The 24,803-nt window shown below is 59.0% G+C and carries 17 protein-coding genes; 15 read left to right on the top strand and 2 right to left on the bottom strand.

Annotated elements, in window-relative coordinates; genetic code table 11:
- Nucleotides 1-139: 139 nt before the first annotated feature.
- The 4 genes from AB4N74_RS10210 (at nt 140) to pgm (ending at nt 6,375) form a co-directional block, all read left to right on the top strand.
- A complete protein-coding gene (locus AB4N74_RS10210) occupies nt 140-1,162 on the top strand; it encodes a zinc-dependent alcohol dehydrogenase family protein (RefSeq protein ID WP_016983050.1) in 1,023 nt (340 codons plus the stop codon).
- Between the two features lie 547 nt (nt 1,163-1,709).
- Nucleotides 1,710-3,176: a hypothetical protein gene (locus AB4N74_RS10205; protein ID WP_460099866.1), complete on the top strand. Its 1,467-nt coding sequence runs from the start codon at nt 1,710-1,712 to the stop codon at nt 3,174-3,176.
- A 49-nt stretch (nt 3,177-3,225) separates the two neighbouring features.
- Entirely contained in the window at nt 3,226-4,626 is a 1,401-nt protein-coding gene (locus AB4N74_RS10200; protein WP_093431301.1) for an aminotransferase-like domain-containing protein, read from the top strand.
- A gap of 105 nt (nt 4,627-4,731) precedes the next feature.
- Nucleotides 4,732-6,375: a phosphoglucomutase (alpha-D-glucose-1,6-bisphosphate-dependent) gene (gene pgm / locus AB4N74_RS10195; protein WP_320336713.1), complete on the top strand. Its 1,644-nt coding sequence runs from the start codon at nt 4,732-4,734 to the stop codon at nt 6,373-6,375.
- Nucleotides 6,376-6,447: 72 nt separating this feature from the next.
- On the opposite strand, the gene AB4N74_RS10190 is transcribed toward pgm, so the two are convergent.
- Nucleotides 6,448-7,143 carry a pirin family protein gene (locus AB4N74_RS10190; RefSeq protein ID WP_460099863.1) on the bottom strand — a complete coding sequence of 232 codons (696 nt, stop codon included), beginning with the start codon at nt 7,141-7,143 and terminating at the stop codon, nt 6,448-6,450.
- 277 nt (nt 7,144-7,420) lie between these two features.
- Here AB4N74_RS10190 and AB4N74_RS10185 point away from each other — a divergent pair, with 277 nt between their 5' ends.
- Nucleotides 7,421-9,895: a UvrD-helicase domain-containing protein gene (locus AB4N74_RS10185; RefSeq protein WP_460099860.1), complete on the top strand. Its 2,475-nt coding sequence runs from the start codon at nt 7,421-7,423 to the stop codon at nt 9,893-9,895.
- A 49-nt stretch (nt 9,896-9,944) separates the two neighbouring features.
- Here AB4N74_RS10185 and AB4N74_RS10180 read toward each other — a convergent pair whose 3' ends face one another.
- Nucleotides 9,945-10,217 (bottom strand): DUF1652 domain-containing protein, encoded by a 273-nt coding sequence (locus AB4N74_RS10180; protein ID WP_038367758.1) that lies wholly within the window; start codon nt 10,215-10,217, stop codon nt 9,945-9,947.
- 263 nt (nt 10,218-10,480) lie between these two features.
- Between AB4N74_RS10180 and AB4N74_RS10175 the strand changes: the two genes are divergently transcribed.
- The 10 genes from AB4N74_RS10175 to eprS all read left to right on the top strand — a co-directional run bounded on the left by AB4N74_RS10175 (nt 10,481) and on the right by eprS (nt 24,790).
- Nucleotides 10,481-11,296 (top strand): helix-turn-helix domain-containing protein, encoded by an 816-nt coding sequence (locus AB4N74_RS10175; protein WP_093431311.1) that lies wholly within the window; start codon nt 10,481-10,483, stop codon nt 11,294-11,296.
- Nucleotides 11,297-11,348: 52 nt separating this feature from the next.
- Nucleotides 11,349-12,755, top strand: a complete 1,407-nt coding sequence (locus AB4N74_RS10170) for an NAD(P)/FAD-dependent oxidoreductase (protein WP_460099857.1) — start codon at nt 11,349-11,351, stop codon at nt 12,753-12,755.
- 42 nt (nt 12,756-12,797) lie between these two features.
- Nucleotides 12,798-13,142, top strand: coding sequence for a cupin domain-containing protein (locus tag AB4N74_RS10165; protein ID WP_093431317.1), 345 nt, complete (start codon nt 12,798-12,800; stop codon nt 13,140-13,142).
- Between the two features lie 58 nt (nt 13,143-13,200).
- Nucleotides 13,201-14,286 (top strand): polyamine ABC transporter substrate-binding protein, encoded by a 1,086-nt coding sequence (locus tag AB4N74_RS10160; protein WP_077572997.1) that lies wholly within the window; start codon nt 13,201-13,203, stop codon nt 14,284-14,286.
- 494 nt (nt 14,287-14,780) lie between these two features.
- Complete coding sequence (locus AB4N74_RS10155; protein WP_186621607.1) at nt 14,781-16,226, top strand: serralysin family metalloprotease; 1,446 nt, start codon at nt 14,781-14,783, stop codon at nt 16,224-16,226.
- 93 nt (nt 16,227-16,319) lie between these two features.
- Entirely contained in the window at nt 16,320-16,742 is a 423-nt protein-coding gene (locus AB4N74_RS10150) for an AprI/Inh family metalloprotease inhibitor (RefSeq protein ID WP_460099853.1), read from the top strand.
- A gap of 209 nt (nt 16,743-16,951) precedes the next feature.
- Nucleotides 16,952-18,727 carry a type I secretion system permease/ATPase gene (locus tag AB4N74_RS10145; RefSeq protein WP_460099850.1) on the top strand — a complete coding sequence of 592 codons (1,776 nt, stop codon included), beginning with the start codon at nt 16,952-16,954 and terminating at the stop codon, nt 18,725-18,727.
- Nucleotides 18,724-20,073: an HlyD family type I secretion periplasmic adaptor subunit gene (locus AB4N74_RS10140; RefSeq protein WP_099759227.1), complete on the top strand. Its 1,350-nt coding sequence runs from the start codon at nt 18,724-18,726 to the stop codon at nt 20,071-20,073. The genes AB4N74_RS10145 and AB4N74_RS10140 overlap by 4 nt, the downstream gene beginning before the upstream one ends.
- 2 nt (nt 20,074-20,075) lie before the next feature.
- Complete coding sequence (locus AB4N74_RS10135) at nt 20,076-21,446, top strand: TolC family outer membrane protein (protein WP_093431325.1); 1,371 nt, start codon at nt 20,076-20,078, stop codon at nt 21,444-21,446.
- 392 nt (nt 21,447-21,838) lie between these two features.
- The gene (gene eprS, locus AB4N74_RS10130; RefSeq protein WP_460099846.1) at nt 21,839-24,790 is read left to right on the top strand and encodes an autotransporter serine peptidase EprS; all 2,952 of its coding nucleotides are present in this window, start codon (nt 21,839-21,841) and stop codon (nt 24,788-24,790) included.
- Nucleotides 24,791-24,803 lie beyond the last annotated feature (13 nt).

The raw sequence follows: 24,803 nt of genomic DNA, 5'->3' as shown, positions 1-24,803 counted from the left end.
TTTTTCATGGATTTTGCCAATGCCGCCCCTGGTGCGGAATCAATGACAGGCATGTCGACTATTAATAGCCACTGATAGTCTTGGGTCAAAAGCCCAGATAGAGTTCAGGGCATTAGAGGTTACTTTGACGAGGTTTGCGATGTCCCGCACGATCCGTTTTCACAAGTTTGGTCCGGCCGAGGTGCTCAAATGCGAAGAGCATGCGGCCGCTCAGCCAGGTCCTGGCGAAGTGCAGGTGCGTGTCGAGGCGATCGGCATCAGTTGGTATGACACCCTTTGGCGTCAGAATCTGGCCTCGTCTCAGGCGCGACTGCCTGCAGGTCTTGGTCACGAGATGGCCGGTGTGATCACCGCTGTCGGCGACGGTGTCGATGATCTGGCAGTGGGTGACAAGGTCGCCAGCTTTCCGGCTGAGAGTGCGAACGACTACCCGGTCTACGGCGAATCGATCGTGCTGCCGCGTACTGCGCTGACCCGTTATCCGGATGTACTCAGCCCGATCGAGGCCAGCGTGCACTACACGCCGCTGCTGATCGCCTACTTTGCCTACGCCGATCTGGCGCGGGTCAAGCCGGGGCAGTTCGCGCTGGTCACTGACGCCAGCCATTGCGCCGGTCCTTCGTTTGTCCAGTTGGGCAAGGCGATGGGCGTGCGGGTGATTGCCGCGACCAAGGAGGCCGAGGAGCGCGAGTACTTGCTGTCGCTGGGCGCTGAGAAGGTCATCGTCACCGAAGAGGAAGATCTGTTGATGCGAATCAACAAGATCACCGACAACCGTGGTGTCGACGTGGTGTTCGACGGTCTCGGCGGCCCGCAGATGTCGCTGTTGGGCGATGTGCTGGCGCCACGTGGCAGCCTGGTGTTGTACGGTTTGCAAGGCGGCAACCAGACGCCATTCCCGGCCTGCGCAGCGTTCCAGAAGAACATCCAGTTCTTTGTGCACTGCATCGGCAACTTCACCGGCAAGCCGGAATTGGGCATCACTCAGGATCACGTCGCCTTGCAACGTGCCTTGCGTGACATCAACCAGTTGACCGCTGACCGCGTGCTGCTGCCGCTCAAGACGCGTGTATTTCCGTTCAACGAGTTCGTCGAAGCGCATCGTTATATGGACGAATGCCCATGCCGCGAACGGGTCGCTCTGCAGGTCGAACCGGCGTAAGTCCCTTTAATCAGAGTCCGTGGCCCCACGGACTCTTGTGCGTTTATCCTCCCCTGAAAACCGAGCTCCCTGGCGCTATGCCCGGGTCCGTTCAGCAACTGAACTGGTTTTTGCTCTCTATCTGTATCTTCTAATCACAATATAAGCCCTGATAATTGAATGATTACTTTCATCTCAAGGAATGAGCCATGTCTGTGCATTCAATTTGTCCTGTTCGATATAACGCGTCGAAAACCGTTGATCGCGGCAACTTTTGTTTAATTGTTGTAGGGCTATTCGGAAACTGCTTCTCTTTTTCTTGTGCTCACTTGGCGTGGGACCCTGTGGGAAATTTCCTAGGACTGCGCTCCGAAAAAAATATCCCAGTAATTACAGAGGTTTGAGACCGTTTTTGAGCGGCGGAAGGCGCTTTGTCAGTTCAAGTGTTTCAAATAACTTCAAACTTGTAAGTGTTAGCATCTGAGCGTCTATTACTTATTGATCAATTGTCGCTGGGCTGATGTGTCAGTCTGCGCGGCATGAAACTTTTTATACCGGGTAAATACCGATGAGCACGATCCATGATCAGGCAATGAACTATGTCTACCAGCAAGTATTGCAACGTTTGCTGAGTTTCTTCTCGCGCGCAGAACGCACGGCGCTGCAACTGCTGATCCAGCGACTGGCAGTGGCCGTCGGCGGCATGGAGAACATCGGTCATTTCAAGGTGCTGGTGAACCAGTCAGGGTCGCGCGACAGTTGTTACACGCTGGCGTTATTGCGGGCGGCGCAGTTGACCATCGCTGGCCGTTCACCCGCGACCTTTCAGTTGCGGGTGGCCAACCTGCGCTGGAACGGCAGCAGCCAGGTGTCCCTGCAAAACATGCATCGCAGCTACAGCGCACTGTTCCTGTATGACGATCCCCGGGTAGAACTGGTGATGGTTGACCACCGCGAGGTATTGCCGTTTGATCACCAGCTACCCATGAGCGAAGCCGGTCGCGAGGCCAACCGTATCAACCTGCTGCTGATCGGACATCGTCGAACCTGGAACGAACAGCTTGAGTTATGGGATGACGCTTATCTGGCAACTGCCGAGTTCTATGGTCAGGTGGCCCGCTGGAACAATGGCGTCGATGCCATGGTCGGCAGTGAGTCCCCGCGTCGACAGAGCCACTTCCTCGAAGGGCTGGGGCGTGCCGCGCAGAAGGCTGAGATTGCCGCGCCGCCGGGGAGTTCTTGCAGTTTTGAAATGCTGTTTACGCTGCTCGACGGGCTGGGCGGTGATTATTACCGTGAGTTTTATCCCGAAGAGGAGCGGGTGGCGTGGCGTCCGGAGGGTCAATTCGAGGCCTGTCGGCGTACCAGCTTTATCAGTATCAACGACATGATTGTCGGCAAACTCGAAGAGCGCTGGCCTTTGTTGAGTGATTTTCTGGGGTTTCAGGTTGACGATCTGACGCTTTATCAAGGTGATGACGAACACGTAGAGCCTAAGGTGGCTGCACATTTACGAGGTTTGCAGGCGCAACTCATCGAGGAGCGGAACTATGAGGACGGCGTCGGTGATTACCTCAAACGCAGCCTGATAACGATGCGGCAAAAACAGGTCCCTGAACCGGTATGCGAACAGTTGCTGGCCAGCTTCGACAATTTGCAGGAGCCCGGGAATCTGCGCGCCCAGGCGGAAAGCTCTCTGCTGGCCAGTTTTGAACTGAATGAAATCCAGCTGACGTGCCTGTTGTTTTCACCGTTCATTAACGCGGGGGCCGGACTTGAGCGATTTTTGCGTAATTGTCACCCCGGCATGTTGGTGGCATTGCCGGATCTGCACCGGGCGATGCAGGGCCTGCATGCGCCGGAACAGGTGATGAAATGGATGACGGATGTCAGTGGGCTGCCGGTCAGGTTGATTGTGCGTTTGTATGCAATGGGGCCGGTTCGTATGTCTGCGCCTGGAGATTCGGCCGCGCAGAGCCTCGGTGCGGTTGACGCGGCGGCCGAGCCGACCGCTGATCGATCGGCGGAAGGTTGATCGTGAGCCGCTTGCCTGGAGATGAACCCATGCCCACGGATACGGGGTTGTGAAGGGGTCGAGGGAGAATGACTTCGTTTATCAGGCGGTTTATCGATACCTGACGCTGCTGATAGATGAGGCGGGGAACGGTGGGGCGGTGCGCCTGCCCTCACTCCGGCAATTGTCTGACCGGCTCAATGTGTCGATCTCGACCGTCCAGTACGCCTACTCGCTGCTGGAAAAGGAAGGTCGAGTCTATTCAATTGCCAAGTCCGGGTACTACGCGCAAGCGCTGCACATGATGGATTCGCCGGATAGCGGCAGTGATTTGCTGGAAACCGTTTACGTCAATGCCAGGCGCCCGGGCATGTGCGTGCTGAGCGCCGATGAGCCGGCCTCGCTACAGCCGCTGGACAGCCCGTTATTGATGTTGGAGCGGGAATTGCTGCGTCAGTACCCGCGTCAGCCACATGCGTTGGTGCAACCTTGTGGAGAGCTGGAGTTGCGCACGGTGCTGGCCGCCCGCTACACCTCATCCACGGCCAATTACTGGCGAGCGGATGACGTCTATATCGGCGCCGACCTGCGCGGTGTATTGGAAATTCTGATTTCCGTGCTTGAGTTGCGTCGGGCCACCGTGGTCGTCGAATCGCCCTGTGACTGGGTGATCCTGCGTCTGCTGGAGGCCGCCGAAGTACGGGTCATCGAGTTGCCGCTGCTTCCCGGGGGCATGATTGATCTTCAGCGGCTGGAGTCGGTGCTCAAGAGCGAGACGGTGCGTTTGATGCTTTTGTCGTCAGTGTTGAGCATGCCCCGGGGCAGTCTTCTACCGCTGAGCAATCAGCAGGCAGTCGCGCATTTGCTTGGCCGTCATGGTACCTGGGTGCTGGAAAACGATTGTTACAGCGAACTCCATGAAGGCAATGACGCGCAACGGATGCGCGACTGGCTGGACCCCGATCGTTTAGTGGTGTTTTCCACGTTCGAAAAGTTCGTCGGGGCCGAGGCGCCTTTCGGTTATGTGCTGTCGCGTCATTGGCGCAGTGAGTTGCAGCGGCATTTCCTGTTGCGCGCGTTTCGGTTGTCGCCGATTCGCCAGAAAGCCATTGCCAGGTTGTTGGGGGGAGGCCGACTGGATCAGCATTTATTGGTACTGCGGCGAATGCTCAAGGAGCGTCGTACGCAATTGATCGAATTGTTGCGCGAACGTCTTGGCGATGCGATGCAGGTTGTCGAACCCGAGGGTGGCGCGACCGTGTGGGTACATTCGCTGCGACCAGTGAACATGGCGCAGGTCTTCCAGCGATTGCTCAGACAGCAGATCGTTATTGCACCTGGTGAGCTATTCAGCCTGCAAAGCCTGCATGCGCACCATCTGCGGTTGAGCCCGCTGAGCCATGGTGAGCATGACCTGGCCAGTGTGGTCGGGCTAATCGGTGACGCCTTGCGCCTTGCACCTGCTGACTAACGTTAAAAAACATCGGGAGAGTCCCGGATAGATCCCATCGCACTGCGGTCAAACTGCCAGTAAACTGCGCTCTATTCCTGAACCACTCTATTTCAGAGGTTTTGCATGACACTCAGTCCTTTTGCGGGCAAACCGGCACCGGCAGAATTGTTGGTCGATATCCCGCGACTGGTGACGGCTTATTACACCGGACAGCCCGACGCCTCGATTTCCACTCAGCGTGTGGCGTTCGGTACGTCCGGGCACCGGGGCAGCTCGTTCGACTTGAGTTTCAACGAGTGGCACGTTCTGGCCATCAGCCAGGCGATCTGTCTGTACCGCGAAGCCCAAGGGATCACCGGGCCGCTGTTTGTCGGCATCGACACCCACGCACTGTCGACTCCGGCCGGCGCCAGCGCGCTGGAAGTCCTGGCCGCCAACGGTGTGACCGTGATGATTGCCGAAGGTGATGAGTACACGCCGACACCCGCCATTTCCCACGCCATTCTGTGCTACAACCGTGGCCGTACTTCGGGCCTGGCTGACGGCATCGTCATCACGCCGTCGCACAACCCGCCACAAAGCGGTGGGTACAAGTACAACCCAACCAACGGCGGGCCGGCCGATACCCACATCACCAAGTGGATCGAAGCCAAAGCCAATGAGTTGCTGGCCAACAAGCTGGCTGGTGTGAAGCGCATCAGCTACGAACAAGCGCTCAAGGCCAGCACCACGCATCGCCACGATTACCTGAACACCTACGTCGCCGACCTGATCAACGTGATCGACTTTGACGCCATCCGTGACGCCAAGCTGCGTCTGGGCGTTGATCCGCTGGGTGGAGCAGGGGTGCGCTACTGGTCGGCGATTGCCGAGCATTACCGCCTCGATCTGCAAGTGGTCAACAAGGAAGTCGACGCGACGTTCCGTTTCATGACCGTCGACTGGGATGGCCAGATTCGTATGGACCCGTCGTCCAGCCACGCGATGCAAGGCCTGATCGGTCTCAAAGAACGTTTCGACGTGGCCTTCGCTTGCGACCCGGATCACGACCGCCACGGTATCGTCACGCCGTCCGGTGGACTGCTTGCGCCGAACAACTATCTGGCCGTATCGATCGATTACCTGTTCCAGAACCGCCCGCAGTGGCGTGCGGATGCCGGCGTGGGTAAAACCGTGGTCAGCAGCGGTCTGATCGATCGCGTGGCCAAGCGCTTGGGGCGTCGTCTGTACGAAGTTCCGGTCGGTTTCAAATGGTTCGCCGACGGCCTGTTCGATGGCTCGCTCGGCTTCGGTGGCGAAGAGAGCGCGGGCGCATCGTTCCTGCGCAAGGACGGTGGCGTGTGGAGCACCGACAAGGACGGTCTGATCCCTGCGTTGCTCGCCGCTGAAATGACCGCACGCACCGGTCGCGATCCGAGCCAGGCCTACAAGGCATTGACCGATGAGCTGGGCGAGCCGTTCTCGGTACGTGTCGACGCCAAGGCCAATCCGGAGCAGAAAGCGTTGCTGAGCAAGTTGTCGCCTGCACAGGTCACTTCGACCGAACTGGCTGGCGAGAAGATCCAGAGCATTCTCAGCCATGCACCGGGCAACGATCAGGCGATTGGCGGTCTGAAAGTGATGACGGAAAACGGCTGGTTCGCCGCGCGTCCGTCGGGTACTGAAGACATCTACAAGATCTACGCCGAAAGCTTCATCGGTGACGACCACCTCAAGCAACTGGTCGTCGAAGCGCAGGCGCTGGTGGATGGCGCAATCGCCGGCTGATGATGTTGGCGAGCGCATGAAAAAACGGGCAACCGTGATGGTTGCCCCTTTTTTTGTCTGCCATTCAAACCATCAGGCCAGATCCACCAAGACGATTTCGCTGTCCTCAAGGGCCGTAACGCTCAGCACTCGCTCCTGCGCTACCGCCACGCCGTCTCGAGCTTGAGCGCGCAAGCCGTTGACTTCAATCAGGCCAGTGGCCGGCACCAGATAGGCGCGACGGCCTTCATCCAGATGATATTCGGCAGTTTCGCCCGCCTTGAGGTTGGCTGCGACCAATCGCGCATCAGCGCGAATCCGCAGGCTCTGGTCATCGCCGTCCTTGCCGCTGGCCAAGGTGACAAAACCTTCGCGCTGGCCTTTCGGGAACGGTTTGGCTCCCCACGATGGGGGGGCACCGGTTTCTGTCGGCAGGATCCAGATCTGGAAGATCTTGGTGTCCTTGGCTTCCAGGTTGTATTCGCTGTGAGCAATGCCGGTACCCGCGCTCATCACCTGCACGTCGCCAGCTTCGGTGCGGCCCTTGTTGCCCAGGTCGTCCTGGTGAGTGATCGCACCTTCACGGACATACGTGATGATTTCCATGTCGCGATGCGGATGCTGGGGAAAGCCAGTGCCGGCTGCGATCACGTCATCGTTCCACACCCGCAGGTTGCCCCAGCTCATGCGCTGCGGGTCGTAGTACTCGGCGAACGAAAAGTGGTGATGGGCATCCAGCCAGCCGTGATGGGCGCCGCCCAGCGAGCTGAAGGGTCTGAGTTCAAGCATGATCGTCTCCTCAAAAGGTTCGGCGCGAGGTGTGAAGGGCGCACCCGACGCGAGACCGGTGGTTTATGACGGCCATCATCTATCAGTCAATAATCGATAAAAAGCGTAAAAAGTGCGGCGTTATAATCGAAATACTCGATAAGAAAATAGCTGTGAAGCATCTCATCCCACCTTCAGTTCATCGCCTAAACCAATGACCTGAAAGCATTTCGCTAGAACTGAGCGGCAAATACAGACACCATAGCCGCAACAGCCTCACACACTGGAGCCCGTCAGCGTGGCGCAACACACCCCCGATCTTCCTCCCGAACTTCGCCCCTTGGCCGAGATGCCATGGTTCAAACGCCTGGCTGCACGCTTCTTCGGCCACGGTTTGACCCGACTGCGCGCGCAGCACCGTGCGTCGTGGTTGCACGGTCAGGCCGATGGTTTCCGCAGTGGCCATACCGCTGGCGTCGAATATGGCTTTAAGCAAGGCAAGCTTGAGGGGCTGGAAGAGGGCCGGCAGGTGCTGCTGATCCGTGACAGCCGCAACACCGAGCATCGCCCGCCCAGCGTCGACAATCATCTGTTCGATGATTGGCGCCTGCCGTTGACGGCCGAGCTGAAAAAACGCATGAAGGCCGATGTTGCCCGTTTGTTGCCTGAGCATGCTCAGCCAAGTACCGCGCAATGGAAGATGATTTTCAGCGAAACCCCGTCAACCTCGGTGGTTGCCGGCGCGGGCGCGGGTAAGTCCACCACGCTGGTTCTGCGTATTCTGTTGCTCAACCACTATCTGGGTTTTGAGCTGGATTCGATGACCGTAGTGACCTTCACCCGCGAGTCGCGCAAGGATTTCATCAACAAACTGATCGAGCTGTTCGCGCTCTGGGGGCACGCGCTGAACCTGCGCCAGGCACGCGAACTGGTGCGCACCTTCCACTCGCGCATCCTGCCGATGGTGCGCAGCTTGCCGGGTTTCGAGCGCTTGCAGGCCTTTGAAAACCTCAGTCATCGAGTTCAGGGTGCTGAGGAGGAGGTCGACAGTAATCCGTTCGACCTGCGCATCAACGATGCGCAACGTCAGCAACTCAACGCCTGCTATCACCGCTTGTTCAACGAGGACGAGCGTTTTCGACATTTGATTCAGCCACTGTCCCGCGCCGGTTTGCAGCTCAAGGAGCTGGAGCGTGATCACCCGGATGTGCAGAAGCGTGTCGCGGTAACGGAGCTGGCATCGCGGCGCGACGAAGAGCTGTGCGACGCCATCGAAGATCTGTGGTTCCGTGCGGGTGCCTGGCCGATCAAGGGCATTGAGCCGAATCGGCAGAGTTTCGATATCAACGGCGCGAAATTTCATTGTCATGGTTATATTCCGAGCCTGGATGCGTGGGTGGTGCTCGGTTTCGATCCGCGGGAAAACCCGCAGGTCAGTCGGCCAAACGCCAAGCTCAGCGTGCGCGCAGAGTGGGCAGTCAAGCGCACCCTGTTTCAAGCTTTCTGTCGTAAGCCTTTGATCTGGCTTGATAGTTATGAATCATCAAAACGTGTTCTGGCTTCATTGGCAGGCGATGCCAGTGCCGGGCCGGGCTTCGATTACAAGGTCAAGGGTGAGCTGGCTTCCGCGCCATTACTCGACTGTTTTGTGGCGGCGGCAGGCTTCATCGAGAACCTCGGCCTGGATGTGCCTGACGCCGTCGGTCGCATGAGTTTTGCCAAGGACGACCCGGATCGTTTCTTCTTTGAGGCCTTGAGTCTGTTCTGGCGCGCCTTTGAAGATCATTTGCTCGATCAGAAACCGCCGATCATGACCTACAACCGCATGTTCGCGCTGTTCAGCGAACATTCACCGGAGAACCTCAAGCTGTTGAGCGACGAGTTACTCAGGCCGTTGTCGCACTTGATGATCGACGAATTTCAGGACGTTTCACCACAGATCGTCTCGTGGATTCGCGCAAGTCTGACGGAAATCCGCAGTCGTGGCCCGGCCATGCACGTCGGGCGGGGCGCGCAGCGTTCGTCGTTGCTGTGCGTCGGTGATGACTGGCAGTCGATTTACGGTTGGCGCGGCAGTTCGCCGAGTTATTTCATGGCATTCGACAAGGAGTTCCCGTCGCCGAGCACTACGCGGGTAATGCTCAGTGATAACTACCGCAGTCACCAGCACATCATTGATGCCGCTGAACATATCGTTCGCGCGGCGCCGGCGATCCCGGGCAAAAAAGCCAAGGCCAGCGGCGCACCCAAGCCGTTGCAACCGGTCAACGTGCTGGAACGCGACGATCAGGCCTTGGGCCAGCGCCTTGCCGAACATTATCGTCAAGGTCATTCGATCTTGATGCTTTATCGAAAAAGCAGCGATAAGTTATTGATTGAAGAGCATATTCAGTCTGTAGTTAATGTTGATTCGAGCTTGCCGTACGAAGCGCGACGCCTGAAGCAACTGACCTACCACAGCGCCAAAGGCTTGCAGGCTGACGCGGTGTTTCTGCTCGGCGATTGCCAGCATCTGACCAGTTCGCCCTACAAGAATCAGGTCTATCGCATGGCGGGCCTGGGCAAGTCGGGCGACAGCGAGCCCTACGACACGGCGCAAAAAGACGAAATCCTGCGCCTGGCGTATGTCGGCATCACGCGGGCGGTCAGCCATTGCTACTGGTATGTCGAACCGCAGGAAGCGCAAGCGGTGAACATGCCCCGGGCGTCCGACCGGGTGGCCAAGGGCAAGCCGTTCTTCATTGATCACCGCACCGCCAAGCAAACCGCGTGAGCACAAAAAAGCCCGCATCGCTGCGGGCTTTTAGTTTTAAATCATAAGCTTACGCGTAACTCCTGAGAGACTCCGGAGGAACGAACGCTTCCAGTTCGTCCTCCACAGCCTCGATGATTCGCTCGACATCCGCTGCATTCATCACCGTCGCGCACGGGATCCCGGCGATAGCGATCATGGTTTCGCCGCTGGCACGATCGAACAGTCGGGCGATCATACTGCCCGGTGCGTCCATCGTTGCCTCGAAACCCATCGGATGGAAATGCCAGCGCATCAACTGGCATGCGTTGGGAAACGTGACTTTGCTTGACCCTTTATTCATATGTTGCCCGCCTTCTTCATCGAGCGCTTCCGTTTGCTCATGTTAGGTGGGAAGAGCCTTCATTGGCTCAACCGGTGACTGACATTAAAAGTAGCATCCGCATGTGAAATTCCTGTGAGATTTTTCAGTTCATTTTGCGATTGCTTCGCATTTTTTGATGTAAGTCACGGCCTACGCAATCATCGCCAAAACGCCATTACGGATTAGTCATTGAAGCCTGTGGCGAACTTGGGCAAGCTCGGGTTTTTTGCGCCGAGCCTTTTATGCACGCCGACGACGACGGCCCTGAACAGACCCAAGCCACGGCTGCAACGGTCATGCGCTATCACCTGAGCTGGAAACACCGCGACCTCGACAGCGTCATGGCGCTGTATCATCCGGACATTCAGTACAACGATTTCTTCCAGAACCGCGTGCTCGGCCTCAACGAGTTACGCGAGTACGTGCGCGTCAGCATGCCGCGAGAATCCGACGAACTGCTTGAGCATTGCGACCGTATTCGCGTCGACGGCAACACCGCTTTCATTCAATACGAAGTGACCTTGCGCGGCGGCGACGGACTGGTGTCGTTTCGCTCCAGCGAGGCGCTCACGGTCAGGGACGGGCTGATCTGGCGCGTCAACGAATACGCTTCGCTGGTGCGCACGCAAACGGCGGGCAAGGCCTCGTCAAGTCAGCGCCCGGCAGTCAGTCGCCTGGGCTTGTCGCCGCGTCAGTTGAGTTTTATGGCCGAAGACCTGCAGCAGTATTTCGAAAAGCAACAGCCGTATCTTGATCCCGAACTCGATTTGCAGCGGGTGGCGAAGGAGTGCGGGTACAGCCGCAATCAGATTTCCTATCTGCTCAACCAGGTGCTTGGGCAAAGCTTCTATCGCTACGTCAATCAGGCGCGCCTGCAACATCTGCTGCGCTCGCTCGATAACGCCACGCCGCCGGTGCGCATCGATGAACTGGCTTTCGCTGCGGGTTTCAATTCGTTATCGGCGTTCTACAGCTGTTTCCGCCAGCACACCGGCCAGTCGCCGAAGGCTTACGCCAAACAAATTTCTTTGCGGGCACGCGCGCAAGACATCCACTGAGCACAGCCACTAGGATCGACGCCATCGAAGAATTTCAGTGGCGGAGTCTTGCATGCCGGCGTGGCGCACTATCAGTTTGTGGATGGACCAACTCGATGAGCCGCTGACCGCGCGGCCCGAGCTTGAGCGAGATCTGGACGTCGACGTGGCGATCATCGGCGCCGGTTACACCGGGCTGTGGACCGCGTACTACCTGAAGAAGCTTGCGCCGGGGCTCGACATCGCGATTGTCGAAGCACAGACCGCCGGTTTCGGCGCTTCCGGTCGCAATGGCGGCTGGTTGATGGGCAACCTGCTCGGCGAAGATCGGTTGTTGGCCGGCCTCTCGCCAGAACAGCGTCGCGCGTCCTTCGATCTGCTGCACAGCATTCCCGATGAAGTGGAAGTCGTCCTCGAACGCGAAGGCATCGATTGCGATTACCGCAAGGGCGGCGTGCTGTACTGCGCCGCGCGTTATCCGGAACAAGAAGCCTCTCTGCGCGAGTACTTGGGCAAACTGCACGCCCAAGGCCTGACCGATGACGATTATCGTTGGCTCAGCCCCGAGCAACTGGCCCAGCAGATCCGCGTCGCCAAGCCTTATGGCGGGATTTACGCGCCGCACGTGGCGACCATCCACCCGGCGAAACTGGTGCGCGGCCTGGCGCGCACCGTGCAGAACATGGGCGTGAAGATCTACGAAAACAGTCCGGTCACTCACTGGCAGTCTGGCAGCTTGCGCACCGCCAAGGCCAGTGTGCGCAGCCGCTGGATCGTGCCGGCCGTCGAAGGGTATTCAGTGACCTTGCCACCACTGGGCCGCTATCAATTGCCGGTGCAGAGCCTGATTGTCGCCACCGAGCCGTTGTCTGCCGCGACCTGGGATGAAATCGGCCTCAGCCGTGGTCAGGCGTTCAGCGAATTCAGTCGTCAGGTCACTTATGGCCAGCGCAGCGCCGACAATCGGCTGATCTTCGGCGCCCGTGGCGGTTACCAGTTTGCTGGCAAGCTGCGCCATAACTTTGATCTGACTCGTGATGAAGTCGAGTTGCGCCGTTATCTGTTCGGCGAACTGTTCCCGCAACTGAAAAACGTGCAGATCACCCACGCCTGGGGCGGCAACCTCGGGATGTCCCGGCACTTCAAACCGCACATGCTTTGCGATCGTGCCAACGGCATCGCGTTGTCCGGCGGATATGGCGGGGAGGGCGTCGGCGCGAGCAATCTCGGCGGGCGCACCCTGGCGGACTTGATTCTTGAGCGCGACACCGAACTGACTCAGCAACCGTGGGTGCTTCCGGATGGTGGCATTCATGCGCTGCGCGCGTGGGAGCCGGAGCCATGCCGCTGGTTGGGCTACAACGCGATCATCAAAAGTTTCGTCCACGAAGACCAGACCCTGGCCAACCCGGCGACCGCGCCATGGCGGCGCAAACTCGCCAGCCAGGTGGCGGGTTTCATGGAAGGCTTCATGCATTGAACGTCGATTTACTTTAAGAAAGCCCAAAAGACAGGTCAGACCATGAGCATTACCCAGTTTAAAAACACCGCAACCCTGCAACTGGATGAGTCCAACCCGGTGGCCGTGCCCCTCGGCGAGCCGGTGGCGATTGCTTCGACCACCAGCGTCGAGCGCGATGACGGCGTCGAAACCGGCGTCTGGGAATGCACGCCCGGGCGCTGGCGTCGGCAGATCACCGCGCAGGAGTTCTGCCATTTCATTTCCGGGCGCTGCACGTTCACCCCCGACGGTGGCGGCGAAACCCTGCACATACAAGGTGGCGACGCACTGATGTTGCCGGCCAACACGCTCGGTATCTGGGATATCCAGGAAACCGTGCGCAAGAGCTACGTGCTGATTTTCTGATTGTTTGATCCTTTGATTGCCTGCCAACAAAAAAGAAAACCCACACAGGAATCGATCCATGATCCGCAAGACCCTCGCTCTGGCACCGCTGATGCTCGCCGTTTCCCTTGCTCAGGCAGCGGAAACGGTCAAGGTTTACAACTGGTCCGACTACATCGCGCCGGACACCACCAAGAACTTCGAAAAAGAGACGGGCGTGGGGGTCACCTATGACGTCTACGACAGCAACGAAACCCTCGACGGCAAGTTGATGACCGGCAAATCCGGTTACGACGTGGTGTTTCCGTCCAACCACTTCATGGCCCGGCAGATTCAGGGCGGGGCGCTGAAGAAGCTCGACAAGAGCCAGTTGCCGAACTGGAAAAACCTCAATCCGGTGCTGCTCAAAGCGCTGCAGACCAACGACCCGAACAACGAACACGGCTTCCCTTATCTGTGGGGCAGCACTGGCATCGGCTACAACATCGCCAAGGTTAAAGCGGTGCTGGGTGACGATGCGCCCGTGGATTCCTGGGACCTGATCTTCAAGCCCGAGTACATGGAAAAACTGCAGAAGTGCGGTGTGGCGATCCTCGACAACGGCCCGGAATTACTGCCGGCGGCGCTCAACTACCTGGGCCTGCCGCACCACAGCAAAAATCCCGAAGACTATAAAAAAGCTGAAGCACTGCTGATGAAAGTGCGGCCGTACGTCAGCTACTTCCATTCCTCGAAATACACCAGCGACCTGGCCAATGGCGATATCTGCGTGGCGGTCGGTTTCTCTGGCGACATCCTGCAGGCCGAGAACCGCGCCAAGGAAGCCAAGAATGGTGTCGACATCGGCTACAACATTCCCAAGGAAGGCGCAGCCATCTGGTTCGACATGGTCGCCATGCCGGCCGATGCGCCGGACGAGAAGGCCGGTTACGCCTTCATGAACTACCTGCTGCGCCCGGATGTGATGGCCGGCATCAGCAACTACGTGCACTACGCCAATGGTAACGAGCAGGCCGACAGCCTGATCGACCCGGCGATCAAGAACGACACCAAGGTTTACCCGAGCCCGGAGATGATGGGCAAACTGTTTGCGCTGGAGGCGATGCCGTTGAACATTGACCGGATCCGCACGCGGGTGTGGAACAAGATTCGGACTGGTAGCTAATCACCCAGGCATACATAAATCCCTGTGGGAGCGAGCCTGCTCCGGGCGGCGTTCCGACGAAGGCGATCTGTCATTCAACATCAATGTTGTCTGACTCGACGCCTTCGTCGGAACGCCGCCCGGAACAGGCTCGCTCCCACAATGTCTTTCAGCGTTTAAAGGGTTGATATCAATACAATGTCATTGCACTAATAAAGTGCAGCAAAGTGAGACGCGCCTAACAAAAAACAACTTACCCATATTTAATATTTAAATAGAAAATCGTCAGACAATTAGGCAAAAGCTTCGCAACTAAAACATTCTTTCGACCTCGCACGCTTTGTTTACGGCAGTTTCCGGAAACAGCTCGATTTGATCTCAAAAAAATCCTTTACGGCAGATTTCAAATTGTGTCAGGTTTCTCACGCCTTCATTGGGCGAGTGATAGGACGATCTCGCCAGAGAGAGTCCTATCGGACAAAAACTGTTCCATTGCTAAACAAGGAAGTGTGTTTATGTCGAAAGTTAAAACGAATGCTATTGATACCGCCGAACAGGCTTTCCAGCTGTCAGCCTTCAGCTCGGCGTACAACCAGATCAATAGCTTCAGCCATCAGTACGACCGCGGTGGCAACCTCACGGTCAATGGCAAACCCTCCTTTTCCGTCGACCAGGCCGCAACCCAGTTGCTGCGCGACGGCGCTGCCTACCAGGACAAGGATGGCAGCGGCAAGATCGAACTCACCTATACGTTCCTGACCTCGGCATCGTCCAGCACGATGAACAAGCACGGGATCACTGGGTTCAGTCAGTTCAGTGCACAACAACAAGCCCAGGCCAAGCTCGCCATGCAATCCTGGGCTGACGTGGCCAACGTGACCTTCACCGAGAAAGCCTCGGGCGGTGACGGCCACATGACCTTCGGTAACTACAGCGGTGGTCAGGATGGCGCTGCAGCGTTCGCCTATCTGCCAGGCACCGGCGCCGGTTATGACGGCACCTCGTGGTACCTGATCAACAGTGGCTACACGCAGAACAAGAATCCGGATCTGAACAACTACGGTCGTCAGACCCTGACTCACGAAATCGGCCACAGCCTGGGCCTCGCTCACCCTGGTGACTACAACGCCGGGAATGGCAATCCGACCTACAACGACGCGTCCTACGGCCAAGACACTCGCGGCTATAGCGTCATGAGCTACTGGAGCGAAAGCAACACCAGTCAGAACTTCAGCAAGGGCGGTGTCGAAGCGTATTCGTCCGGCCCGCTGATGGACGATATCGCTGCTATCCAGAAGCTGTACGGTGCCAACACCACCACCCGTACCGGTGACACCACCTACGGCTTCAACTCCAACACTGGCCGTGATTTCCTCAGCGCTTCGTCGTCGAGTGACAAAGTGGTGTTCTCAGTGTGGGACGCGGGCGGCAAGGATACTCTGGACTTCTCGGGCTTCACCCAGAACCAGAAGATCAACCTCAATGACGCCTCGTTCTCCGACGTTGGCGGCATGGTGGGCAACGTATCCATCGCCAAAGGCGCGATCATCGAGAACGCTATCGGCGGTTCCGGCAACGATCTGCTGATCGGCAACAGTGTGGCCAACGAACTCAAGGGCGGTGCCGGCAACGACATCCTCTGGGGTGGCGGTGGTGCCGACAAGCTGTGGGGCGGCGCCGGTTCCGACACCTTTGTGTTCGCGGCCAGTTCGGACTCCAAGCCAGGTGCAATCGATCAGATCCTCGATTTCGTCAGCGGTCTGGACAAAATCGATCTGACCGGTATCACCAACGGTGCCGGCCTGCACTTCGTCAGTAGCTTCACCGGTTCTGCCGGTGACGCCATCCTGACTTCGTCGGGCGGCAACAGCCTGCTGTCGGTGGACTTCTCCGGGCACGGCGTGGCGGACTTCCAGGTCAGCACCGTTGGCCAGGCAGTCACCAGCGACATCGTGGCGTGATGTAGAAGTGGAAAGCGGCGTGTGATACGCCGCTTTCTCCACTTGCATCGTGTTGCTCGGTAAGCAAGGCTACACGCCGGAGCGAATATTCCTATGATCTGTAAAGCTTTTACCTACAAGGCAATGGCGTGGCTCTCGGCGGCGCTGATCATGATTTCAGGAGAAACCAGCATGGCAAGCAGCCTCAGACTTGAAGAACCTTCAGTATTTGCCGGGCAGTGGCAAGCGACGTTGTCCACCCGAGGTGAGGACTCACAAGCGCAAAAGCAGCAGGACAAACCTTCCAATACCTGCGCCCTGGTATTGAATGTAAACAAGACCTTGGGAGAGGGCGCCGATTGCCTCGGTGCATGGCTTGAGCAAACATCGATCGGCTGGTTTCCCGACCCTGACGGCCTGTCCATCACCGGCAAGGAAGGCTCAAGAATCCAGTTCTTCAGCCGACAACGTGACGGGCTTTATCTGACCACTTTGAAGTCGGGCCTGGTGATTACACTTGAGCGCGCAGCGCAATAGTAATGATGATCCAGTTTTCGACAAGGTTTTAATATAAAGCGCCACAAGCTGGTTATAAGAAACGCCGAACGACAACTGCACCGCTGTTATTTGCGCAAGTTGTTATGAAAGTGTAAACGGGTACTTGCAAGTCATCTTTCGCAGGTAAGCGGAACATTAATTGAAGCCCCGCCCAAGTGTGGCGGGCCCAATCATTTCAGGAAAAATCGATGAAGATGGCGAAGGCCCCAGCCACCGCTCCCTTATTCAAGGCATTGGGTGACTACAAAAGTATCCTGATCAGCGTCGGCTGTTTTACCGCACTGATTAACGTGCTGATGCTGGTGCCCTCCATCTATATGCTCCAGGTCTACGACCGGGTGCTGTCGTCGCAGAACGAAACGACCCTGGCGATGTTGTCGCTGATGGTGGTCGGTTTCTTCGCCTTTATAGGCCTGCTGGAAGTGGTGCGCAGCTTTATCGTGATTCGCATCGGCAGCCAGTTGGAGCGCCGCTTCAACCTGCGCGTCTACCAGGCGGCGTTCGAGCGCAACCTGTTCAAGGGCGAGGGCAACGCCGGGCAATCACTGGGCGACCTGACGCACATTCGTCAATTCGTTACCGGGCCTGCGCTGTTCGCGTTTTTCGATGCGCCATGGTTCCCGGTCTACCTGTTTGTGATTTACCTGTTCAACGTCTGGCTCGGTGTGCTCGCCACAGCAGGCGCACTGCTGCTGATCGGCCTGGCCTGCCTCAACGAATACATGACCAAAAAGCCGCTGGGCGAAGCGGCCGGTTATTCGCAGAAGTCCAGCCAGTTGGCCACCAGCCATTTGCACAATGCCGAAACCATTCAGGCGATGGGCATGCTCGGTTCCCTGCGCAAGCGCTGGTTCCAGGTGCATTCGCGTTTCCTCGGCCTGCAAAACCAGGCCAGTGACACCGGTGCGGTGATCAGCTCGTTGAGCAAAACCCTGCGCCTGTGCCTGCAATCGTTGGTGTTGGGCTTGGGTGCTTTGCTGGTGATCAAGGGTGATATGACCGCCGGGATGATGATCGCCGGTTCGATCCTGATGGGCCGCGTGCTCAGCCCGATCGACCAATTGATCGCAGTGTGGAAGCAATGGAGCGGGGCGAAGCTGGCTTACCGCCGTCTCGATGCCTTGCTGCAAGCGTTCCCGCCGAGTGACGACGCTATGGCGCTGCCGGCGCCGAAAGGCCAGATCACCTTCGAACAAGTCAGCGCCGGTCCACCGGGGCAACGTGCGGCGACCCTGCAAATGGTCAATTTCAACTTGGGCGCCGGTGAAGTGCTGGGTGTGCTGGGTGCTTCCGGTTCCGGCAAGTCGACGCTGGCCCGTGTGCTGGTCGGGGTCTGGCCGACCCTCGGCGGCACCGTGCGTCTCGATGGCGCGGATATCCATCGCTGGAACCGCGACCAACTCGGACCCTATATCGGTTATCTGCCGCAAGACATCGAGCTGTTCAGCGGCAGCATCGCCGAGAACATTGCGCGTTTCAGCGAGGCCGATCCGCAGAAAGTCGTCGCCGCTGCGCAACAGGCCGGCGTCCACGAAATGATCCTGCGCCTGCCGCAAGGCTACGACACGCAACTGGGCGAGGACGGCAGTGGTTTGTCCGGCGGCCAGAAGCAGCGTGTGGCACTGGCGCGTTCAATGTACGGCACGCCGAGTCTAGTGGTGCTGGATGAGCCGAATTCCAACCTCGACACCGTCGGTGAAGCGGCACTGGCCAGCGCCATCGCCGCGCTCAAAGCCCAAGGCACTACGGTGGTGCTGGTCACGCACCGTTCTTCGGTGTTGGCCCAGGCCGACAAGCTGCTGGTGCTCAATGACGGGCGTCTGCAAGCCTTCGGCCCGAGTCAGGACGTGCTCAAGGCACTTTCCGGCCAGCAAGAACAACAACGGGAAAAAGCTGCACCGGCACCGGGCGGGCTCAGCATGAGCCGACAGTATCAGCCCTCGACAAGGAATTCGGGTGTATGAGCAGCGCAAGCATGAACACTGAAAACGAAGCGAGCATGGAGCACGCCTACATCACCGAACGCCCGGAGCGCGATGCGAAGTTTTTCGCGCGCATGGGCTGGATTCTGGCGATCGTTGGCGCTGGCAGTTTCTTCACCTGGGCGGCCCTGGCGCCGCTGGATCAAGGCATTCCGGTGCAAGGCACGGTCGTTGTGTCGGGCAAGCGCAAAGCCGTGCAGTCTATGAGCAGCGGCGTGGTCAGCCGGATCCTGGTGCGCGAAGGCGAAATCGTCAAGCAGGGCCAGCCGCTGTTCCGCCTCGATCAAACGCAAGTCGCCGCTGACGTGCAGTCGCTGCAAGCGCAATACCGCATGGCCTGGGCCAGTCTCGCGCGCTGGCAGGCTGAGCGTGACAACCTCAAGCAAGTGACCTTTCCGGCTGAGCTGAGCAATGATCCGGACCCGCGTCTGGCACTGGTACTGGAAGGTCAGCGGCAATTGTTCAGCAGCCGTCGCGAGGCCTACTACCGCGAGCAGGCCGGACTGCGCGCAAGCATCGAAGGCGCCACCGCGCAACTGGCCGGCATGCGCCGCGCCCGCACTGATCTCAATGCTCAGGCCGACTCGCTGCAACAACAGTTGAGCAATCTGCAGCCGCTCGCCGACAACGGCTACATCCCGCGCAACCGCTTGATGGAATACCAGCGGCAACTGTCGCAAGTGCAGCAGCAACTGGCGGAAAACACCGGTGAAAGCGGTCGCGTGGAGCAGGGCATCCTCGAGTCGCGGCTGAAACTGCAACAGCACGCCGAGGAGTATCAGAAGGAGGTCCGTACGCAACTGGCCGACGCGCAACTGAAAAGCGTGACTCTGTCGGAGCAACTGACTTCGGCCGGTTTCGACCTGCAACACAGCGAAATCATCGCCACTGCCGATGGCGTCGCGGTCAACCTCGGCGTGCACACCGAAGGTGCCGTAGTGCGTCAGGGCGAAACATTGCTGGAGATCGTCCCGCAAGGCACCACGCTGGAAGTGGAAGGGCACTTGCCGATCAACTTGATCGACAAGGTCGGCGCGCATTTGCCAGTGGACATTCTGTTTACCGCGTTCAACCAGAGCAAAACCCCGCGTGTACCGGGCGAAGTCAGCCTGATTTCCGCCGACCAGATGGTCGATGAGAAAACCGGCGTGCCGTACTACGTGTTGCGCAGCAGTGTCAGCGACCACGCCATGGAAAAACTCAACGGTCTGGTGATCAAGCCCGGCATGCCGGCAGAAATGTTCGTGCGTACGGGTGAGCGTTCACTGCTCAACTATCTGTTCAAACCGCTGCTTGACCGGGCCGGCTCTGCGCTGACCGAAGAATAAGGATGTGCGGCTGTATGAATAAGCTTTCCACGCTCGCAGCAGCATTCTTGCTGCTCGCGAGTCACTCGGCAGTGGCGGCCATGGGGCCGTTCGAGATCTACGAACAGGCGTTGCGCAATGACCCGGTGTTCCTCGGCGCGATAAAGGAACGCGATGCCGGCCTGGAAAACCGCGCCATTGGCCGCGCCGGCCTGTTGCCGCGCATCGGTTACACCTACAACAAGGGGCGCAACTCGTCGAAAGCTACGTCTCTCGATGAGCGCGCGCGTAACCGTACCGACGATCGTAACTACAGCAGTTACGGCTCGGCGCTGACCCTGCAACAACCGCTGCTCGACTACGAGGCTTATGCCGCGTATCGCAAAGGTGTCGCGCAATCGTTGTTTGCCGACGAGAACTTTCGCGGCAAGAGCCAGGAGTTGCTGGTTCGCGTGCTGGATAACTACACCAAGGCACTGTTTGCGCAGGATCAGATCGACATCGCGCAGGCGAAGAAGAAGGCGTACGAGCAGCAGTTCCAGCAGAACGAACACATGTTCAAGCAGGGCGAGGGCACGCGTACCGACATTCTTGAAGCCGAATCGCGCTATGAGCTGGCGACTGCCGAAGAGATCGAAGCGCGCAACGAGCAGGATGCCGCACTACGGGAACTGGGTGCACTGGTCGGCACGCCGGCGGTGGACATCGGGGATCTGGCGCCGCTCGATCAGAACTTCCAGACCTTCGCGCTGATGCCGGCCAATTACGACACCTGGCATGAAATGGCGGTGAGCAATAACCCGAATCTGGCTTCGCAACGCCAAGCCGTGGAAGTCGCGCGGTATGAAGTGGAGCGCAATCGTGCCGGGCATTTGCCGAAAGTCAGCGCCTATGCCTCGATGCGCCAGAACGAATCGGAAAGTGGCAACACCTACAACCAGCGCTATGAAACCAACACCATCGGTTTTGAAGTCAGCGTGCCGTTGTATGCCGGTGGCGGGGTGTCGGCGTCGACGCGTCAGGCCAGCCGCACTATGGAGCAGGCGGAGTACGAGCTGGACGGCAAGACGCGTGAGACGTTGATTGAACTGCGGCGGCAGTTCAGCGCTTGTTTGTCCGGGGTGAGCAAATTGCGCGCTTATCAGAAGGCATTGAGCTCGGCGGAAGCGCTGGTGGTGTCCACTAAGCAAAGCATCCTCGGTGGTGAGCGGACCAACCTCGACGCGTTGAACGCCGAGCAGCAACTGTTCACCACACGCCGCGATCTGGCGCAGGCGCGGTACGACTATTTGATGGCCTGGACCAAGTTGCATTATTACGCCGGGACCTTGAACGAGCAGGATCTGGCGCGGGTGGATGAGGCATTTGTGGTCGCTCAACAGCCCTCACCCTAACCCTCTCCCAGAGGGAGAGGGGACTGATCCGGGGATATTGCAGAAGTACACCGACGTGAACGAGCGGCACCGAATCCAACATCGAGCCGGTTTTTCAGCTCGATGCATGACGCAAGACACCGCCGTCAGCTCCCTCTCCGGAGGGAGAGGGCTGGGGTGAGGGGATGAGCGACGCGGTTTTTCAGGTCGATGAATGCCGCAAGACACCGCCGTCAGCTCCCTCTCCTGAGGGAGAGGGCTGGGGTGAGGGGATAAGCGACGCGGTTTTTCAGCTCGATGCATGACGCAAGACACCGCCGTCAGCTCCCTCTCCTAGGGGAGAGGGCTGGGGTGAGGGGAACAGGCAAAACCGCAAAAGAACCTGCATAAAACAATAAAAGTGAGTGGTGAACATGGACGTACGCATCAAGCCAATTTCGGTCGGTACCCTGCTGCTTGTGATTTCCGCAACCCAGGCTCAGGCGCAATATCTCGAAACCGGCCAACCCGGCGATCCCGGCAGTTGGCGCAGCGCCGAATTCCTCCGCGACTGGGGCCTGAGCCGGATGCAGGCCGAGCAAGCCTACGCCGCCGGCATCACCGGTAAAGGCGTGAAAATCGGCGCCCTCGACTCCGGTTTCGATGCCGCCCACCCGGAATTTGCCAGCGACCGCTATCACCCGGTAATGGCCAGCGGCAGCTACATTGACGGTTCACTGTTCAACGTCAATGGCATCCTCAACCCCAACAACGACTCCCACGGCACGCATGTCGTTGGCACCATGGGCGCCTCACGCGACGGTACCGGCATGCACGGCGTGGCGTACAACGCGCAGATCTACGTCGGCAACACCAACAAAAACGACAGCTTCCTCTTCGGCCCCAACCCCGATCCGCGCTATTTCAATGCGGTATACGACGCCCTCGCCGATGCCGGCGTGCGCGCGATAAACAACAGCTGGGGCAGCCAGCCGCCGGATGTCAGCTACCGGACACTGGCCGATCTGCACGCCGCGTACGCTCAGCACTGGAATAAAGGCACCTGGCTCGATGCGGCAGCGGATGTTTCCCGGCGCGGCGTGATCAACGTATTCAGCGCCGGCAACAGCGGCTATCCGAACGCCAGCGTGCGTTCCGCGCTGCCGTACTTTCAGCCGGATCTGGAAGGCCACTGGCTGGCCGTGTCGGGCCTCGATCAAAGCAATCAGCAAAAGTACAACCAGTGCGGCCTCGCCAAATACTGGTGCATCACCACGCCGGGGGCGAAGATCGACAGCACCATTCCCGGGGGGGATTACGCGATCAAGTCCGGCACCTCGATGTCGGCGCCGCATGCGACCGGGGCACTGGCGCTGGTGATGGAACGCTACCCGTACATGACCAATCAGCAGGCGCTCGAAGTGCTGCTGACTACCGCGACGCAACTGGATGGCTCTGTCACCGCTGCGCCGACCGAGCGGGTCGGCTGGGGCGTGGTCAACCTGAACCGGGCGATGCGCGGGCCAGGGCAATTGCTCGGTGCGTTTGATGCCAACTTGGGGGCAGGGCAGCGCGATGTCTGGAGCAATGACATCTCCGACAAGGCGTTGATACAGCGGCAGGCGGAAGACCTCGCCGAGCACAGCGCCTGGCAGCAAACCCTGCAAGACAAGGGCTGGCAGAACGGCGTTGCTGCCGGTGCCAGTCAGCAGGATCAGACCGATTACGCGGTCGGCACTGCCCGTGATACGGCAGCGGCGAGCCGGGTGTATCAAGGCAGCCTGATCAAGTCCGGCGGCGGCCAGTTGATCCTCACCGGCGACAACACCTATCGCGGTGCAACCACGGTCAATGGCGGCTTGCTCACGGTCAACGGCTCGCTGACGTCTGCCGTGACGGTGAATGACAGCGGCAGCCTCGGCGGTTCCGGCCGCATCGCCGCGTTGACCGCCAATAGCGGCGGCCGCGTGGCGCCGGGCAACTCCATCGGCACCTTGAATGTCGCTGGCGATGTGAACTTCGCGCCGGGCTCGACCTACGCCGTTGAACTGTCGCCAACCAGCAGCGACCGCATCGTTGCCGGCGGCACCGCCACTATCAGCGGCGCCACGGTCAGCCTGTCGCTGGAAAACAGCCCGACGCTGCTCAGCACCACCGAGGCGCAAAGCCTGCTCGGTCGCCAGTACGACATCCTGCAAGCGGCCGGCGGCATTCAGGGCCAATTCGGTGCCGTGCTGCCGAATTACCTGTTTATCGGCGGCAGCCTCGACTACGCCGCCAATGGCATTCAACTCGATATCGAACGTAACGCGACCACCTTCGCCAGTGTCGGGCAAACGCCGAATCAGCGCTCGGTGGCGGCTGCCGTCGAAGGCCTGGGCGCGGGCAATTCGGTATACGAAAGCCTGTTGCGTTCACCCGATGCGAGTTCCGCACAACAGGCCTTCCAGCAGTTGAGCGGCGAGATCTACCCGGCGTTGAGTTCGATGCTGATCAACGACAGCCGCCAGTTGCGTGACGCAGTAGGCGAGCGTCTGCACGACACAACTGCTGCGCAAAGCAATGGCTGGGTCAAGGCGCTCGGCGCCTGGGGCACGACCGGTTCGAGCCACGACACGGCGGGCTACAACACCTCGATTGGCGGGCTGCTGGCCGGTGTCGACGGCGCGCTGGACGAGCAAACGCGCATCGGTCTGCTCAGCGGTTACAGCGACAGTTCGCTGAGCATGGGTTCGGGCACGCATTCCTCGGCCAAGGTCGACAGCTATCACCTCGGCGCGTACGCCGGTCGTGAAATCGGCGCCTGGCGCTTGAGCACGGGCGCAGCCTACAGCTGGCATCGCGCCGATGTGAAGCGTGATCTGCAATACGGCGATGTCAGTGGCAAACAGAAAGCCAAGGTCGACGCGGCGACCACACAAGTATTCGGCGAGGCGGCTTATCGCTTGCACCTGCAACCACTGGCGCTGGAGCCATTCGCCAACCTGGCTTACGTGCATCTGAACACTGAAGGTTTGACCGAGAAGGGCGACGCTGCGGCGTTGAAAAGCTCCGGCGATCAACGTGACGCGGTGCTGAGCACCCTCGGTGTGCGAGCGATCAAGACGTTCAATCTTTCGCCTGCGCAATCACTCGACGTGAGTGGCCATCTCGGCTGGCAGCACAGCCTCAGCGACATCGACTCCGAGCAGCATCTGCGCTTTGCCAGCGGTGGCACGCCGTACGCGGTGGAAAGCTCTGCGCTGGTGCGTGACGCGGGGTTGGTCGGCGTGCAGGCCAGCCTCGCGCTGAGCCGCGATGTACGGGTCAACCTTGATTACAACGGACAACTGGCCAGTCGCGAAAAGCTGCATGGCGTTGGCTTGAGCCTGAACTGGCAGTTCTAACCCACGCTGATCG

The organism is Pseudomonas sp. H3_C08 (genome assembly GCF_054669455.1).
This window is presented reverse-complemented; position numbering and strand designations above follow the sequence as displayed.

Bases quoted from the DNA above. Each gene is read 5' to 3' on its own strand.
- AB4N74_RS10210 (WP_016983050.1), top strand. From the start codon at position 140: ATGTCCCGCACGATCCGTTTTCACAAGTTTGGTCCGGCCGAGGTGCTC.
- AB4N74_RS10205 (WP_460099866.1), top strand. From the start codon at position 1,710: ATGAGCACGATCCATGATCAGGCAATGAACTATGTCTACCAGCAAGTA.
- pgm (WP_320336713.1), top strand. From the start codon at position 4,732: ATGACACTCAGTCCTTTTGCGGGCAAACCGGCACCGGCAGAATTGTTG.
- AB4N74_RS10190 (WP_460099863.1), bottom strand. From the start codon at position 7,143: ATGCTTGAACTCAGACCCTTCAGCTCGCTGGGCGGCGCCCATCACGGC.
- AB4N74_RS10180 (WP_038367758.1), bottom strand. From the start codon at position 10,217: ATGAATAAAGGGTCAAGCAAAGTCACGTTTCCCAACGCATGCCAGTTG.
- AB4N74_RS10175 (WP_093431311.1), top strand. From the start codon at position 10,481: ATGCACGCCGACGACGACGGCCCTGAACAGACCCAAGCCACGGCTGCA.
- AB4N74_RS10170 (WP_460099857.1), top strand. From the start codon at position 11,349: ATGCCGGCGTGGCGCACTATCAGTTTGTGGATGGACCAACTCGATGAG.
- AB4N74_RS10165 (WP_093431317.1), top strand. From the start codon at position 12,798: ATGAGCATTACCCAGTTTAAAAACACCGCAACCCTGCAACTGGATGAG.
- AB4N74_RS10160 (WP_077572997.1), top strand. From the start codon at position 13,201: ATGATCCGCAAGACCCTCGCTCTGGCACCGCTGATGCTCGCCGTTTCC.
- AB4N74_RS10155 (WP_186621607.1), top strand. From the start codon at position 14,781: ATGTCGAAAGTTAAAACGAATGCTATTGATACCGCCGAACAGGCTTTC.
- AB4N74_RS10150 (WP_460099853.1), top strand. From the start codon at position 16,320: ATGATCTGTAAAGCTTTTACCTACAAGGCAATGGCGTGGCTCTCGGCG.
- AB4N74_RS10145 (WP_460099850.1), top strand. From the start codon at position 16,952: ATGAAGATGGCGAAGGCCCCAGCCACCGCTCCCTTATTCAAGGCATTG.
- AB4N74_RS10140 (WP_099759227.1), top strand. From the start codon at position 18,724: ATGAGCAGCGCAAGCATGAACACTGAAAACGAAGCGAGCATGGAGCAC.
- AB4N74_RS10135 (WP_093431325.1), top strand. From the start codon at position 20,076: ATGTGCGGCTGTATGAATAAGCTTTCCACGCTCGCAGCAGCATTCTTG.
- eprS (WP_460099846.1), top strand. From the start codon at position 21,839: ATGGACGTACGCATCAAGCCAATTTCGGTCGGTACCCTGCTGCTTGTG.